The sequence below is a fragment of the Streptomyces atroolivaceus genome, assembly GCF_000717025.1.
In the GTDB taxonomy this organism is placed as follows: domain Bacteria; phylum Actinomycetota; class Actinomycetes; order Streptomycetales; family Streptomycetaceae; genus Streptomyces; species Streptomyces atroolivaceus.
The window spans coordinates 166072-181050 of sequence record NZ_JNXG01000011.1; the positions used below are offsets into that span (position 1 = coordinate 166072).

A 14979-nucleotide genomic window follows, 5' to 3' on the forward strand; every position below is an offset into this window, starting at 1 on the left:
GCGCGGCTCGGGGCCCGGCTCACGACCGCCGGGCCCCGCCCGCGCTCACGAGGCCTCCAGTGCGGCGCGCCAGACCGCGCTTTCGACGTAGTGGTTGTCGAAGCGCTGGGCGGACTCGGCCATCTCCTGGGGGTCGGCCTCCCCTCGCATGACCCTGCCGAGCAGACGCAGGTACTCGAAGCGGTCCATGTGGCGGTCGAAGACGAACAGGACGTCCGCGGTGGAGCCGGGAGCAGCGGCGAAGGCGTGCGGGGTACGGGGCGGGACCGCGAGGAAGTCTCCCTCCCGCAGGACGGTCACCTCTTCGCCCACGAGCACGCGCAGGGCTCCGCCCAGCACGAAGAACAGCTCCGTCGCCTTCGTGTGGAAGTGGGCCGGTGCCCCCACCGCGCCCTCGGCGAAGGTGGACCGGTAGCTCGTGAAGCCGTCGTCCGTGTGACGGGCCTCGCCGAGCAGACGCATCGTGCTGCTCGGGTCGACACAGGTCTCGGCGTCGGCGTGGCGGGTGAGTACCGGAGGGAACGGAGTGGTCGTGTTCTCGGTCATGGCACGACTCTATGACCGAACCGGCCCAGCTCCGAGAGCCATTCGGACGCCAGGAACCTGGGCCAATCCTGGGTCGAAAGCGCGGCCCTGCGTTCCTTCTTCCTAGGCGGGATCGGCGACGTCAGCTTCTAGTGCCGCATCAGGCAACGTTCGCCCCGTTCACGACCTCGCGGAGGCGTTCGTCGGCGGCGTGCTTGTTTCCCAGATGCTGTAGCGACGGATCATGCTGCCCTGCTCAAGTTGTCGAGCACGATCGCGATGCGGATCTCGGGCGGGTAGAGACTGCGCAGGTAACGGCAGACCTCCAGGAACCTGGTCCGCTTCTTCTTCGGTTTGATGTGCCCCGTAGAGCTCGCCCTTGGCCAGGGCGTAGGCAGCGAACAGGTGCCGGACCCCGTGCGGGCGGGTGTAGGGCGCCCGCCGGCGGGGCCTCGGTTCCCGGGCGGGGTCCTTGTGGCTGCCGCCGCGTTCGGTCCACTGCCGCCCGGGGTGGAGCTGGAGGTTGAGCGGCCCGAACTCGTCGATGCAGAAGACGACTTCGGCTCGCCTTCCTCGGGTATGACCTCACCGTCGGTGATCGCGTAGAGGTGTTTGACCTGGGCCTTCTTGGCCGCGTAGTCGTGTGAGGCCTTCCAGGTCTTTATGCATTGAAATCAGACGCCTTCCTCGCGGAGCAGGGCCCGAAGGCCCTCGTGGCTGATGTCGTCGAATGCCCCCTCGGCTACCAGGAAGTCGGCCAGCTCGGCTGGACTTCAGGTCGAGACCGGCAAGCCGTGCTCGGCTGGCTCGGACTTGGCGATCTTCTTGATCTCCCGGCCGGTCCCGGCGAACAGGGTCTGGTCCATAGAAGATTCAACAGAGGCGAGACGGGTCCGGCGGACCCGGTAAGAAGCACATTCCGCTCGGCCCGGACCAGGTCGCGGTGAGCATCCGCCAGCGCCGCGCGGGTGCGTCGAGGAGATCGCCGTCGCGCCCGCCGGCCGGGAGAGGGTGACGCTCGCCGCGGGCGTGGAGGTGCTGCCGTTGATCACCCAGGGCTGGCAGATATATTTCGTAGCTCGATATATGCTCGATGCATGCGCAGACAGAATCCTCCCTTGACGGAACCGCAGTACTTCATCCTTGCTGCACTCATGGATGGTCCGTTGCACGGTTACGGCATCATCAAGGCTGCCGAGCAGGCCACCGACGGGCGGCTCCGGATCGCTGTCGGCACTCTCTACGGCGCGCTGGAACGGATGAAGCGGGCCGGGCTGGTGGCCGCCGGCCATGAGGAGATCGTGGACGGACGGGCGCGGCGCTACTACCGGCTCACCGAGGACGGCACCGAGGCGCTCGGCCGGGAGGCGCTGCGGATGCAGCAGGCGGCGGCCGTCGTCATCGGACACTCGCGGGATGCCGGACCGGCCCCGGCATGAACCGTCTGCTGCTTGCGGCCCATCCCGAGCCCTACCGTTCCCGGCAGGGAGAGGAGGTGCTGGCCTGCCTGTCCGAGGCGTACCCCGGCCGCTCCTGGCCCCCGCCGCGGGAAGTTGCCGCCCTGGTGCGCGCCGGGGTGCAGGCCCGCGCCCGTGCCGTCGTCGACGACACGGCCCGGCCGTGGTGGCTGGACGGCATCCATCTGGCCGCCCTGGCCCTCGCCGCGCTAGCGCTGGTTCCGTACTTGCAGGATGTGTGGCACTGGGCACTGCACATCGACCCCGGACAGCACGCCATCGCCTTCCACTTCTCCGGCTGGTACCCGTGGGCCGAAGGTCCCACGCGGATACGCCTGCTGCCCTACGGGCTGCTCCCGCTGGGCTGCCTGATCGCCCTGCTGCGCGGCAGAGCGTGGATCGCGCTGCCGGCCGCGGCGGCCATGATCTGGGCCGGCGCCACGTCCCACGGCCGCATCCTCTTCGGCGACGAGGGCAAGGCGGGCCTGAGCTACTACGGTCTTGGCGCCCCGATAACGGCCCGTGACCTGGTGCTCTCGGGGATGCTGTGCGCCGCGTGCGCCGTGCTGGCGCTCTACCGTACCAGCCGTCTGCGACGCCGCTCGTACCGCTGGCTGGTCCCTGTCGTGCTCGCCATGTTCGTGGCCGGGGGCCTGCACATCATCTCCGTCAGTCCGACCTTCCAGCGCGGTCTGTTCGCCCTCGAAGTCGCCGCGCTGATCGCCGCGTGGGCGGCGACGGCCGCCACCGGCGACCGCCGGTGGCTGATCCCCGTCGCGGCGGTCGCGATCGTCCGCACGCAGGCGATCGTCGTCCGTCCGGACGCGTTCATGCAGTCCTTTCCGGACCTGGTCGTCCTCATCCTGCTGATATCACCCCTCCCCGCCCTGGCGATCGCCGCCCAGCGCCGACAGGGGCAGGCACGCGCCGAATAGGAGCGGGCCCCCGGTGGGCCGACCGAGCCCGGAGGCCCACGTCGTGCCGCAACACGTGCGTGACGGAACTCCCCCCCAACAGAGGAAACAGAGCGATGACTCAGCACGATTCTCCGTCCCTGGCCGCGCACCGTCCGGGGGCCTCAAGGCAGGCCCCCGAGGCCCCCGACGACACCAGCCCGTCGTGTACGACGCGGCCGTGGATGCCGGCCCTGCTGTACACCCTGGGGTTCCTGACGGTCTACCTGCTCGCCATCTGCACCCCGTGGGGGCAACGAGCTGAGAACCCGTGGTTCTACCTCGGCATACAGGGTGGCGAAGCAGCATGGATCTACCCCCTGTCAGGATCGGTCTACGGCTCGACGCCCCTGCCGCCGCTGGAACTGAGCGCCAAGCCCACCGTGATGGTGGGCCTGGCCGTCATCGTGCTCCTCACCCTGGTGCGACGGTGCTGGCGGCAGGGGTTCGCGGCGCTGGGGGTCGCCATTCTCGCGATCGGAGCCAAGGAGGTGTTCAAATCGACCGTGCCCCGCCCCGATCTGGTGGGCGCGCCCGAGAATCTCCTTGATCAGGGTTTTCCCAGCGGGCACACGGTCATCCCCGCCGCGCTGACCCTCGCCGCCGTCCTCGTGGTTTCCCCCCGCATCCGCCCCTACGTCGCCACGGCCGGTGTGCTGTGGCTCGCCTGCATCGCCGCCGCCACCGCGACCATGGGCGGCCACCGGCCCAGCGAAGTGCTGGGAGCCACCTTGCTCGCCTGTGCTTGTTACGGCCTCGCAACCTGGCTGCTGCCGTCGGCCGCCGCGCCAGGCGCCACGCGGAGCCCTCGTGCGCTGCATGTCATCGCCCTGGCGCTGGCACTGATCGTCGCCCTCGTTTCCGGCGCACGGCCCGACACCCTCACAAGGTCACTGGTCTCCGCGGCGACGGCCTTCATATGTGCGGCCCTGGTCTGGTACGCCGCAGTCGGGCAGCCCGCACGCACCGCACGCCGCACACGTCCCGCACTGGACTGACCACCCGGCCGGCTCCGGGCGGGAACCGGTTGCATCCTGGCAGAGCGGCGGTCCGACGCCCCCGCCCAGGGTCCTGGCCGAGGAAGGCGAGCCCGAAATCATCTTCTGCATGGACGAGTTCGGCCCGCTCAACCTCATGCCCCACCCCGGGAAGCAGTGGGCCGAGCGCGGCGGCAAGCACAAGGACCCCGACCGTGAGCCGCGCCGCAGGCGGCGGGCGACCTACAACCGCTACAGCGGAGTACGGCACCTGTTCGCCGCCCTAGGCCTGGCCAAGGACAAGCTCTACGGCCACATCAAGCCGGTCAAGCGGCGGACGCAGTTCCTGATGTTCTGCCGCTACCTGCGCACCCTCTACCCGGACAAGGTCCGTATTGCGATCGTCTGCGACAACTCTTCCCCGCACCTGACCACGAAGAAGTGCCAGCGGGTCGGCACCTGGGCCGCGGCGAACAACGTCGAGATCGCCTACACCCCGACGAACTCCTCCTGGCTCAACCGCATCGAGGCCCAGTTCACCGACCTGCGCTACTTCACCCTCGACGGCACCGACCACGCTACCCACAAAGAGCAGGGCAGCATGATCCGCCGCTACATCATCTGGCGAAACCGCCATGCCGACGACCGGCACCTGCGCGCCGTCGTCGACAGGGCGAACGTTGCCTCATGCGGTACTAGACGCGGGAGTTGCCGGAGGCCGGCCTCGCGGAGCGTCACGCGGTGACGGCGGACCGGCCGGGAAGGGGCTGAGGACGGCCGTGCCCCGGCCCGTCGCGGCGCGGCGGCCCGGGCCGGGAGTGAAACCCTGGTCAGTTGGTGCTGCCGGCAGGCACGACACGGGCGAGGTCGCCGATCTCCAGTGCTGTCCAGAGGCCGCCGTCCGGCCCCAGGATGATGCCCTGCGGCTCCGGGGCCGGAGTGGGAGGTCGCGGAGCGCGACGGTCCCGTCGGAGGCGGTCGAGCCGACCCGGTTGCCGCCCCGTTCGGTGAACCACGGAGTACCGCCGGCATCGGCGGTGGCGGTGACGGCATGCGGACGGGCGGAGCGGTCCGGCAGCGGGTACTCCGCGATCCGGCCGTCCCGGTCCGTCCGGCCGGTCCGTCCGACTGCGATCTCGGTGAACCGGACCACTCCGTCCCGGCCGACGGCGATCCCCACAGGTGCGGCGCCCTCGGTGGGCAGGTCGTGGACCGTAATCCGGCCGCGTCCGTGCCGACCTGGCCGACCCGGCCGATGGCGTCGGCCAGGTTCATGGTGAACCACATGGCATCCCGGCCGGCCGCGATCACCGAGGGAAACACCCCGGAGCGAGGCAGCGGAACTCCCTGACCACCCCGCCCGTGGTCAGGCGCCCGATGCGGTCCGCCGCGGTGTCGGTGAACCACAGCGCGCCGTCCGGCCGTTGGGCGATACCGAAGGGCCCGCACTCCGGTGTGGGCACCGAGAACTCCGTCACCCGGCCGTCGGTCGTGATCCGGCCGATCCGGTGCGCGCCGTACTCGGTGAACCGGAGCGCGCCGTCCGGCCCGTTCGTGATGACCGTCGGCCCGCTGTCCGGGCCGAGTTGAGTGAAGTCACCCACCTCGATGTTCGTCCCGTCCACCAGCGGTCCGAAGAGGACGACCCGCCCGTTGGCTGGTATCGGATGGACGGGGCTGGGGTCGGTTGCCGTGCGGGTCGCCATCCGTACGGTCGTCGACGAGGAGCGTGGGACTGCCCTGGGAGCCCGGCAGAGGGGCCCCGGCGATCCCGCCCGGAGCGGTCGGACACGAGCGGCCGGGCACGGTCAGGATCAACCAACGTCGCTCCGGTTCCCGCGAACACCGGTTCACGGAGCGGAAGGCCCTGCGCTGCAGCCGTCCCGCGTACGAGGAGCGAGTGCAGTCCGGCGGCAGGCGTGCTTCAGTGGATCGGGTGAGCTGTATCAGGGACGAGGACGTCCTCCGGCGGAAGGGCCTGTCATGAAGTTCGCGGTGATCGGCGGTACGGGGCTGATCGGATCGAAGGTCGTGAGAAAGCTCGCCGCCGGTGGACACGAGGCGGTGCCCCACTCCCAGTCGACGGGCGTGGACGTCGTGACCGGCGAGGGCGTGGACAAGGCGGTGGCCGGCGTCGACGTCATCGTCAACCTGACGAACTCGCCGACGTTCGACGAGGCCTCGCCGGCCTTCTTCCGTCAGTCGATGGACAATCTGCTGGACGCCGGCCGGAAGGGCGGGGTGCACCACTTCGTGGTGCTGTCCATCGTCGGCGTGGACCAGGTGCCCGAACTGGACTACTACCGCGCCAAGGCTCTTCAGGAACAGCTCCTCACAGAGGGGCCGATCCCCTACTCCATTGTCCGCGCCACACAGTTCATGGAGTTCATCGACTCGGTCCTTAGCTGGACGGCCGACGGTGACACCGTCCGGCTGCCCGCCACCCCCATCCAGCCGATCGCCGCCCAGGACGTCGCCGACGCGGTCGCCGCAGCCGCCGCGGCCCCGCCCCTGCAAGGGATCCACAACATCGCGGGTCCCGAGGTGTTCCCTCTCGACGAGCTCGGCAGGATCGCTCTCGCGGCCCGGTCGGACAGCCGTACGGTCACCACCGACGACACCGCCGGAATGTTCGCCGCCGTTCGCGGAGACGTCCTCACGGGCAAGGGCGAAGCCTCGCTCGCCCCCACCCGTTACGCGGACTGGCTGGCGTCACATTAGTGCCGCATCAAGCACTGGTTGACCTGTGATGAAACGTCAACTGCTTGCTGCGCAGGGCGGCGCCGGCCCATTCCCGGACCACCGGACCAACAGGCGTCGGCCGGCACCCGCCGACCCCGCTGACCACCGCAGTTCCGGACGACCGGGTGGTGGATCCCTGGTCCGGAGTACGTCCTCTGATCGATGGCGCGGACGTCCTGAAGTAAGTCCGCCCGGAAGGAACACCGCAGGGACGGTGGCGCTCGGCGCAGACCGCGCGCCGAACCCCTGGACGGCGGCCGGTTCGGCCGCCGGCACGCGTATCGGGCCGGAGTAGGGTCGCCGCATGGTGCAGAGCAGGGCGAAAGACGTCGACGGGTACCCGGCTGAGGCGCCCGAGGAGCGCAGGGACGCCCTGGGCAGGCTGCGCCGGTTGTGCCTTTCGGAGCTCGCGGGATTCGACGAGGTCATGGCATACGGCATGCCCGAGCGATCACCCCGAACGCGAGTGGTGCAGAGCTGCGTTCACCGCCCACGCCTCCGCGCTGCGCGCCTTGCTGGACGACAGTACATTTCCGGAAGGGCTGATCAGCGAGAACGACCGCGAGTGCCTGCGCAGGGTTGTGGAACCTCAGCGAAGTCTCTCGTAGACACCGCGGGACCGCGCCGGTGAAGTCCGAGTCACCACCTCGCCTGGCTGGCGATCAGCCGCAGGCAACCGCAACGGACCGCCCGAACCCGTCAGCCGTTCACACGACTCCGGCTTCGCACCCGATGACGCCCATCACCGGGCCTACCACCGAAGGTGACTGATCCGCACCGGGCCTGCCCGGCGGATCGGAATGCCGGGCAGGCCCAGGCCGGAAGGCATCAGCGCTCGGCAATGACGGTCGAGCCGGCCGAGAGCTCGCCACTCAGGCGGACTGCGGGGAGGAGGTCTCCGGGACGGCAGGCCCTCGGCCTGCGCTCGCGAAGAGCCGGACCCTTCGGCGTTCAGTCACCCCGACCACGCAGGTAGGCGCGCCACGAAGCGGACCGCGAGCTGGCCGCCCCCGGCACAGCCGCCCACCGGCCGCGGCACGTCCGGTGCGGCGGTGGACCGTACGGCGACTGCCAGGCCGGCCGCGCGGTCCGGCGCGAGACGCCCACCTCGCGGCGCCGCGCGTCCCGGCCCTGGTGGGGTTCACCTGTCGGGCCGGGGTTGAAGTGGCATGGCAGACACAGGAGTTCGGGTAGTACGGAGCGCACCTCCATCCGCTCCGGGACGGTGAGTCCGGTGGCGTCACCGCGTTCGCGGCACAGTGCGAGGAGCCAGGCGTCGACAAGCCCGTGGTTCGAGAGGACGCGGGCTTCGCCGCTCACCACCCGGATGCGCCCGGAGGCACACATGTGACAACGACGGAGAACGATCGGCAGGCGGGTGGGCACGACCACCCGGTTCTTGGACACAGAGATACACCGGTTCCAGTGGGAAGACCGCAGCGAAAAGGAGCGCGGCGCACATGTGCGACGCGCGACGGATCAGCGCTCGGGGTTCTCACTCGGTGTACATCGGCACGTCCTGACAGGGCGAGTGCGGGCGGGAGCAGGGTAGCGGCACACGAGAGTGCGGCTCCACCGATTTCCGGGCGGCGGGTGGCGATGCCTTACGGCGGACGACCGAACCACCGACCCGCCGGACATGCCCTGCCTGCCGTGACGTGGCGCGCAGCCGGCGAGTCGAGCATGGTGGTCGGCGAGCTGAACTCGCCCCCTGCGCACACCGCCTCTCACGGAGCGGATCGAACGGGTCTGCACGGCCCCTCGCTCGTCAGCGGTCAGGCGCGCAGGCAGGCAGGGCCTGCGCGTCGAGGTGTCGTTGAGACTCCGTGTCGGACCGGGCGGAGGACGCAGAGCTCATGTTCCTCCGGGTCGGCAGAGCTCATGGCTCTCCAGCCGAACTGGTGCACTCCGGGCCGGCCAGGCAACCCCAAGGGGTTTCGCCCCGTCCGAAGTCGGTGGCGCCGGGCCCGGGACCGGGCCGCCCCCCGACGTCCATGGCCCGCCTGCGCGGTCTCCGACGACGGGGCCGGACTCCACATGCCCGGACCTTCCTCCGGCCCGCCCGATGATCTGGAGGAGCCCTCAGACGTGATCGGCCGTCATGGCGCGGCGGACACTCTCACGGAGCAGCGTTCGACGCTGCTCGTGCAGCTCGGTGGGCTCCTGCGCCGTCGCCGCGTAGACATTGCTGACCGGTGACCACGCCATGGACATGGCGATCACCATGGCCATGACGTCGAACGGGTCTCCCTGGCGCACCAGACCGGCGGCCTGGGCCTTGGCGATGGCGCGCAGCTTCTGGTCGTCGAGAGGGTCGGGATCGCCCACCAGATGGCCGGCCGGGCGTCGCTCCAGGCGCGCCCAGGTGGCCAGCCGGATGAGGTCGGGTCGGCGAAGATACTCGTCGTAGAGGCGTACGGCCCAGTCCGCGAGGTCGGCGGCGTCGATCGGGACGACGTTCACGATCCGCTCCAGCGAGCCGAAGAAGATGGCGTCGAAGAGCCCTTCCTTGCTGCCGAAGTAGGAGTAGAGCTGCGCCTTGTTCGTGCGCGCCGCTCCCACGATCCGCTCGACGCGCGCACCGGCGATCCCGTACTCGGCGAACTCCTGGGTCGCCACTTCGAGGATGCGCTGGTACGTCGCGGCTCCACGCGCGGTCAGGGGCTGGTCAACCATGCCTCCACGCTAGCAGACAGAGCAGACAGAACAGTTGGTTTGCCTAGCGGGCTGGAAGCGTCAACGTAATAGACCGAACAGTCTGTCTACAAGGAGGCGCCATGAGGAGCACTGTTGGCTGGCAGGTGGACGACTCGTCGTCGGCCCTGCGCCTGACGCGGCTGGAACGACGAGATCTGCGCCCCGACGACCTCGCGGTCCGGGTCGACTATTGCGGTGTCTGCCACACCGATGTGCACGCCGTCAGCGTCAGGTCCGGCGAAGCAGGCCGTCCCCTGGTGCCGGGGCACGAGTTCACGGGTGTGGTGACCGGGGCGGGACCCGCGGTCACACGCTTCACCGTCGGCGACCCCGTCGCGGTGGGCAATATCGTCGATTCGTGCGGCGCGTGCGCCATGTGCCTGGCCGGTCAGGAGAATTTCTGTCACGCCTTCCCGACCCTGACCTACGGCGGCCTCGACCGGCACGACGGATCGACGACCCTGGGGGGTTACTCCCGCGAGTACGTTGTCCGCGACCGCTTCGCCCATCCCCTTCCCGCCGGACTGGATCCGGCCGCCGCCGCCCCGCTGCTCTGTGCCGGCATCACCGTCTGGGAACCGCTGCACGCCCTCGGTGTGGGGCGGGGAACACGGGTCGCCGTGGCCGGGCTGGGCGGCCTGGGCCATCTCGCGGTCAAGATCGCCGTGGCGCTCGGCGCCGACACCTCGGTCATCAGCCGTTCACCGGGCAAGCGGGACGACGCTCGCCGTCTCGGCGCTCACGGTTTCGTCGTCTCCACGGACCCGGAACAGATGGCTGACACCCGCGACCGGTTCGACGTCGTGATCGACACCATCTCCGCCCCGCACGACCTCGGCCCTTACCTGCGCCTGGTCGCGATGGACGGGACACTCAGCCACCTCGGGCACCTCGGACCCGTCACCGTGGAGACGACCGACCTGCTCGTGGGACGGAAGAAACTCAGCTCGGCAGGCAGTGGCGGCAGGCTCGCGACCGCCGCCATGCTCGACTTCTGTGCCCAGCACGGCATCACCGCCGACATCGAGGTGCTCCCCTCGACGCAGGTGAACGAGGCCCTCGACCGTCTCCGGCGCAACGACGTCCGCTACCGCTTCGTACTCGACATGTCCGACCTGGACTTCGCGGCGGGCAGCCGGACGAGCTGAGCGAGCAGCCGGGAACAGCAAGGTACCGGCGCTCCGTGGCCTCGGCTTCCCGGCCGGGGCCACGGGCGCGCAGCCATCGAGGGGCCCGGGGCGACGGCAGCCCGGCCCCACGGCCGGCCGGTCCGGACGAGACCAGCTTCGGCCGTTTCCGGATCGGCCTGAGGAGACAGGACCCGGAAGAGGGAACACGGCTCAGGTCAAGCGCCGGGCCCCGTCGCACCGACTCGTGTGCTCTCGCGGAGCCGCTCCAGGCCCGCCCCCCGGAGGCGGGCGAGGGCGGGCCGCAAGTGGTGGCGGCACACGGGACCGAATAGGGTGGGCCGCTGCCTTCCTCCGTCCGCAGGACCAGACATCGCAGGGGGGTCCAGCAGTGGTCCACCGCCCCGCCGCATCAGGAGAGCACCCGTCTTGTCCCAGCCCACCCCGAACGCTGTCAACCCCGACCTCGAGGCCGACTGCGGGAACTGCTTCGGCCTGTGCTGCGTGGCGCTGCCCTTCGCTCGCTCGGCGGACTTCGCCGCGAACAAGGCCGCCGGCACCCCGTGCGGTAACCTCCGGCAGGATTTCCGCTGCGGTATCCACGAGCGACTGCGAGACAGCGGTTACAACGGCTGCACGGTCTTCGACTGTTTCGGGGCCGGGCAGAAGGTCTCCCAGGTGACCTTCGAGGGCCGCAGCTGGCGCGAGGAGCCGGCGTCGGCCGGCGCGATGTACGACGTCTTCCCGGTCATGCGGCACTTGCACGAACTGCTGCGGTACATCGCCGAGGCCACGGGCCTCCCGGCCGCCCGGCCCGTCCGCCGCGCTCTGCTCCGCGCCTACGACCGGATCGACGCGATGACCCGGGACACGGCCGAATCGCTGCTGGCCGTCGACGTACCTGCGGTACGCGGCGAAGTGAACGAACTGCTGCTGCGGGCCGGCGAGCTTGCCCGCGCCGAGGTGCCCGGCCGCAAGAAGGACCACCGGGGCGCCGATCTCATGGGCAAGCGCATGCGGAACGCCAAGCTGCGCGGGGCCAGCATGCGTGGCGCCCGCCTGATCGCCGCCGACCTGTCCGGCGCGGATCTCCGGGAGGCGGACCTCATCGGTGCGGACCTGCGGGACACGAATCTCTGCGGGGCGGATCTGACGGGAGCTCTGTTCCTCACGCAGCCGCAGCTCAACGCCGCGCGGGGCGACTTGACGACCAAAATCCCGGCGGCGCTCCAGCGGCCCGGACACTGGGGCACTGGAGCCCGGACCGCCGGCCCGGCTTCGTAGGAGGCAGGACTCCCCGTGCACGCCACGCTTGGGAAGCCACGGTTTCCCGGGCCGGCCGGCCGCCGGCGACCCGCTCGGGCTCATCCCTGCGGAACCCGTGAGCGTGGCCGTCCCGGAGGTGATCAGGTCGATCGCTCCGTCGCTGGGCCCGTCACGGCAGGCGCGCCGGGCGTGTGCGTCCGCGGTGGCCGGCGTGACAGCCGCGGCATCCACCAGTTGGCCGCACCGGTGAGGCGCATGGCCGCCGGGACGAGGACCCCGCGGACGATGGTGGCATCGACCAGGACAGCGATGGCGAGGCCGACGCCCAGCACCTTCAGCATGGTGATGCCCGAACTGGCCAGGGCCGTCATGGCGACGGCGACGACGAGCGCCGCCGCGGTGACGAGGCGCCCGGTGCGGGCGATGCCGGTGATGATCGCCTGGATGTGGTCCCCCGTGGCCAGGTACTCCTCCTTGATGCGGGCCATCAGGAAGAGTTCGTAGTCCACCGAGGCGCCGAAGGCGAGGGTGAACATGAGGAGGGGCATCGTGGTCTCCAGGTGGCCGGTGACGGTGAAGTCTCCGACCAGCCCGCGGCCGTGGCCCTCCTGGAAGATCCAGACGAGAGCGCCCAGACTCGCGGTCAAGCTCAGCGCCGCGACGACGACGGCTTTCACGGGCACCAGCAGAGCGCGGGTGAAGGCCAGCAGGACGGTGAGGGTCGCCATGGCTGCGAGCAGTGCGGCCGAGGGCAGCCGTTCGGACATGACCGCGAGGGTGTCAGCGGTCTGCGCGGGACGCCCGCCCACCAGGCGAGGGCCCGGCGCGGGGAGCTGCCGCACTCGGTGCAGTACCTCGTGGGCGGCATCACTCTGCGGAGGCGCGGTCGTCGATACCGCGAGCCAGGTGCCCTGCGGCGCCACCGCTCCCGGCACACCGGCAGGGGCGGTTTCCACGCGCTTCCCGTGCCGGTAGACCCCGGTCGCGGCCTGGACCGCGCCGACACCGGAGAGCTGCGAGAGACGGGCCGCGTAGGCGTCGAGCTGCTCACGGCCGGCCCAGGCGTTCGTCCCGGGCAGTGCGACGGCAAGCGTACGGTCACTGTCGACGGAGAAGGCTTCGTCGATGTGCTGGGCCGTCACCCTCGCCGGTGTGTCCGCCGGCAGGACCCGTGCGTCGACGATCCCGAACCGGGCATGCGCGAAGGGCACCGCCATCAGGACCAGAACGACGATGCTCAGGCACAGGGACAGCACCGGTCGTCCGGTGGTCACCTGGGCGATCGCCCTCCACGTAGCGCTGTCCGACGTGCGCCCGGCACCGGAGCGCCATCGCGACAGGGGGTCCCACCGGTTCACGCGATGTCCGGTCAGGGCCAACAGGGCGGGCAGCGCCGTCACCGTGACAGCGGCTCCCAGAAGTACCACCGTGATCCCGGCGATGGCCAGGGACCGCAGGAACGGCACGGGGAAGACCAGGACCACGGCGAGGACCGCGGCCACCGTGAGGGCGGAGTACAGCGCGGTGCGTCCGGCTGTCCTCATACTTCGCACGACCGCATCGGTGACCGTGTGTCCGCCGGCCAGCTCATCACGGAAACGCGTGACCACGAAGAGGGCATAGTCGACCGCCAGCCCGAAGCCCAGCGCAGCCGCGATGTTCAGTGCGAAGACCGACATGGGAGTGAACTCGTTCACCAGTCTCAGCACCGCGAACGCGCCTGCGACAGCTCCCGCGGCCGTCACGGTCGGCAGCAGGGCTGCGACGAGCGAGCCGAAAGCGAGCACGAGGATCGTGAACGTCAGTGGCAGAACGATGAGTTCAGCACGCAACAGGTCGCGCTGACTCTGCCGGGACGCCTCCGAGTTGACGACGGCCGGACCGGTGAACTCCACCTCGAGGACTCCTGCCTCCCTCGCCAGCCCCGGTGTCAGACGTTCGGCCGTACGCATCGCGGCGAACTCGTCGCCCTCGAGGTCCAGACGCAACAGGGCAGCGCGGCCGTCCACAGAGCGCAACTGCTCCTGGCCGGTGTCCCAGTAGGACACCGCCTGCCGCACCCCCTTGCTGTCGGCCGCCCAGGCACTCAGATGCCGGCCGGCGGCTCGGGCAGCCGCACTGTCGACACCGGCTTCCGTGCGCGCGTGGACCGTCATGTCGGCCGAACCCGCGCCGAGTTGCCGCGCCAGCACCGTCTCCGCGCGGGCCGCCTCGGTGCCGCTCGCGGTGTACCCGCCGGAAGACAGCGTGGTGAACGCGCCCGCGCCCAGGACGCCCAGCAGAACCGCCAGCAGCGCGTGAGCGGCCAACAGGGTCCGTGCGTGCAGCGCGCAGAACGTGGCGAGGGCCGTCAGACCGCCCCTGTCTCCGCTGGGCGGGGCCACCGCGGCGGCATCCGACGGCACGGAACGCTTCGAAGCGTTCACAGAACGGGGCATGCGGAAGTGCCTTTCACGGAGCGGAGGCGGCCTGCGGTCAACGTGCCGCACTCAGCGCGCAGGCACAGGCACATGGCAGGGCAACGGCTGTGAAGGCATGGTGGACGTGACCCCGCGGGAGGTGCTGATCATGCGGTCCTTTTATCGGCGACCTGCTCTGTTGCGACACCGGCTGGGCCGTGACTTCACCCTGACGCCTGAAAAGTCGTACCGGCGCTGTCCCGCTACGGCCGTCGTACCGGCGCTGTCCCGCTACGGCCTCCGCGCGGGGCGACGCTTGGCATCCCTCGGTCCCGGCTGTGAGATGAATCGGTCTTGCTGGCGAGCGGGGTCTTGGCGCAACTCCTGGCATCTCGGTCCGACACCTCTACACGGTGTTGGCCCGTTCAGGCATCAGCCTCGGTGACTGAATCCGCTCGCACCGCTTGGCGGAATGCCGGCGCGAACCGGCAGGCCCGCACACCCCGCTGCGAACCATCGCGGCTACGGGCCGGAGTTGGGGCTTCGTGGATGCGACCCACATCAGCAAAGTCTTCCAACAGGCGTACGGGATTTCACCTCGGTCCTGGCGCGACCAGAATCACCGCCGCCAGTCCAGCCGAGCCGGTGTTCCGCCCTCCGGTGTTTCGGCTGCGGGACGAGCCCCCTGTCCTGAGAGTGCGCCCTCCGTCGACTTTCGCGCCATCGATCACCAGGCCGACCCCATGGGTGAGCACCCCGTTCTTGCGGCCACGGGGAACTCGGTCAGCCGACATCCCCGCACCCGGTCAGCGGCGTCTGATCATCAGATCCGCGTC

Annotated in this window: 9 protein-coding genes and 4 pseudogenes; 8 read left to right on the forward strand and 5 right to left on the reverse strand. The window is 70.2% G+C overall.

Features of this window, described 5'->3' with window-relative positions; all coding sequences use genetic code 11:
- Positions 1 to 45 precede the first annotated feature (45 nt).
- Both OO67_RS21440 and OO67_RS40650 read right to left on the reverse strand, forming a co-directional pair.
- Entirely contained in the window at positions 46 to 546 is a 501-nt protein-coding gene (locus OO67_RS21440; RefSeq protein WP_033302670.1) for a cupin domain-containing protein, read from the reverse strand.
- A gap of 139 nt (positions 547 to 685) precedes the next feature.
- A pseudogene (locus tag OO67_RS40650) lies at positions 686 to 1361 on the reverse strand (transposase); the annotation flags it as partial.
- 261 nt (positions 1362 to 1622) lie between these two features.
- Between OO67_RS40650 and OO67_RS21445 the strand changes: the two are divergent.
- The 4 genes and pseudogenes from OO67_RS21445 to OO67_RS21460 all read left to right on the forward strand — a co-directional run.
- Positions 1623 to 1964 (forward strand): PadR family transcriptional regulator, encoded by a 342-nt coding sequence (locus OO67_RS21445; RefSeq protein WP_033302671.1) that lies wholly within the window; start codon positions 1623 to 1625, stop codon positions 1962 to 1964.
- Positions 1961 to 2917 (forward strand): hypothetical protein, encoded by a 957-nt coding sequence (locus OO67_RS21450; RefSeq protein ID WP_033302672.1) that lies wholly within the window; start codon positions 1961 to 1963, stop codon positions 2915 to 2917. Before OO67_RS21445 ends, OO67_RS21450 begins: the two co-directional genes overlap by 4 nt.
- A 95-nt stretch (positions 2918 to 3012) precedes the next feature.
- On the forward strand, positions 3013 to 3933 hold the full coding sequence (locus tag OO67_RS21455; RefSeq protein WP_033302673.1) for a phosphatase PAP2 family protein: 921 nt from the start codon (positions 3013 to 3015) through the stop codon (positions 3931 to 3933).
- Between the two features lie 70 nt (positions 3934 to 4003).
- A pseudogene (locus OO67_RS21460) lies at positions 4004 to 4597 on the forward strand (transposase); the annotation flags it as partial.
- Between the two features lie 145 nt (positions 4598 to 4742).
- Here the strand turns inward: OO67_RS21460 and OO67_RS39970 are convergent.
- A pseudogene (locus OO67_RS39970) lies at positions 4743 to 5483 on the reverse strand (Vgb family protein); the annotation flags it as partial.
- Positions 5484 to 5895: 412 nt separating this feature from the next.
- Between OO67_RS39970 and OO67_RS21470 the strand changes: the two are divergent.
- Positions 5896 to 6633, forward strand: coding sequence for an SDR family oxidoreductase (locus tag OO67_RS21470; RefSeq protein ID WP_033302674.1), 738 nt, complete (start codon positions 5896 to 5898; stop codon positions 6631 to 6633).
- Between the two features lie 2103 nt (positions 6634 to 8736).
- Here OO67_RS21470 and OO67_RS21475 read toward each other — a convergent pair.
- Positions 8737 to 9330: a TetR/AcrR family transcriptional regulator gene (locus OO67_RS21475; RefSeq protein WP_033302675.1), complete on the reverse strand. Its 594-nt coding sequence runs from the start codon at positions 9328 to 9330 to the stop codon at positions 8737 to 8739.
- Positions 9331 to 9431: 101 nt separating this feature from the next.
- Here OO67_RS21475 and OO67_RS21480 point away from each other — a divergent pair, with 101 nt between their 5' ends.
- Positions 9432 to 10499, forward strand: a complete 1068-nt coding sequence (locus tag OO67_RS21480; RefSeq protein ID WP_033302676.1) for an NAD(P)-dependent alcohol dehydrogenase — start codon at positions 9432 to 9434, stop codon at positions 10497 to 10499.
- Positions 10500 to 10907: 408 nt separating this feature from the next.
- Entirely contained in the window at positions 10908 to 11762 is an 855-nt protein-coding gene (locus OO67_RS21485) for a pentapeptide repeat-containing protein (RefSeq protein WP_033302677.1), read from the forward strand.
- A 122-nt stretch (positions 11763 to 11884) separates the two neighbouring features.
- On the opposite strand, the gene OO67_RS21490 is transcribed toward OO67_RS21485, so the two are convergent.
- Positions 11885 to 14182 carry an MMPL family transporter gene (locus OO67_RS21490; protein WP_078598147.1) on the reverse strand — a complete coding sequence of 766 codons (2298 nt, stop codon included), beginning with the start codon at positions 14180 to 14182 and terminating at the stop codon, positions 11885 to 11887.
- A 344-nt stretch (positions 14183 to 14526) separates the two neighbouring features.
- Between OO67_RS21490 and OO67_RS39980 the strand changes: the two are divergent.
- A pseudogene (locus OO67_RS39980) lies at positions 14527 to 14772 on the forward strand (helix-turn-helix domain-containing protein); the annotation flags it as partial.
- Positions 14773 to 14979 lie beyond the last annotated feature (207 nt).

What these genes read in the sequence shown, in the direction of transcription:
- OO67_RS21450 (WP_033302672.1), top strand. Translation starts at nt 1,961, where the DNA reads ATGAACCGTCTGCTGCTTGCGGCCCATCCCGAGCCCTACCGTTCCCGG.
- OO67_RS21480 (WP_033302676.1), top strand. Translation starts at nt 9,432, where the DNA reads ATGAGGAGCACTGTTGGCTGGCAGGTGGACGACTCGTCGTCGGCCCTG.
- OO67_RS21470 (WP_033302674.1), top strand. Translation starts at nt 5,896, where the DNA reads ATGAAGTTCGCGGTGATCGGCGGTACGGGGCTGATCGGATCGAAGGTC.
- OO67_RS21475 (WP_033302675.1), bottom strand. Translation starts at nt 9,330, where the DNA reads ATGGTTGACCAGCCCCTGACCGCGCGTGGAGCCGCGACGTACCAGCGC.
- OO67_RS21455 (WP_033302673.1), top strand. Translation starts at nt 3,013, where the DNA reads ATGACTCAGCACGATTCTCCGTCCCTGGCCGCGCACCGTCCGGGGGCC.
- OO67_RS21490 (WP_078598147.1), bottom strand. Translation starts at nt 14,182, where the DNA reads ATGCCCCGTTCTGTGAACGCTTCGAAGCGTTCCGTGCCGTCGGATGCC.
- OO67_RS21445 (WP_033302671.1), top strand. Translation starts at nt 1,623, where the DNA reads ATGCGCAGACAGAATCCTCCCTTGACGGAACCGCAGTACTTCATCCTT.
- OO67_RS21440 (WP_033302670.1), bottom strand. Translation starts at nt 546, where the DNA reads ATGACCGAGAACACGACCACTCCGTTCCCTCCGGTACTCACCCGCCAC.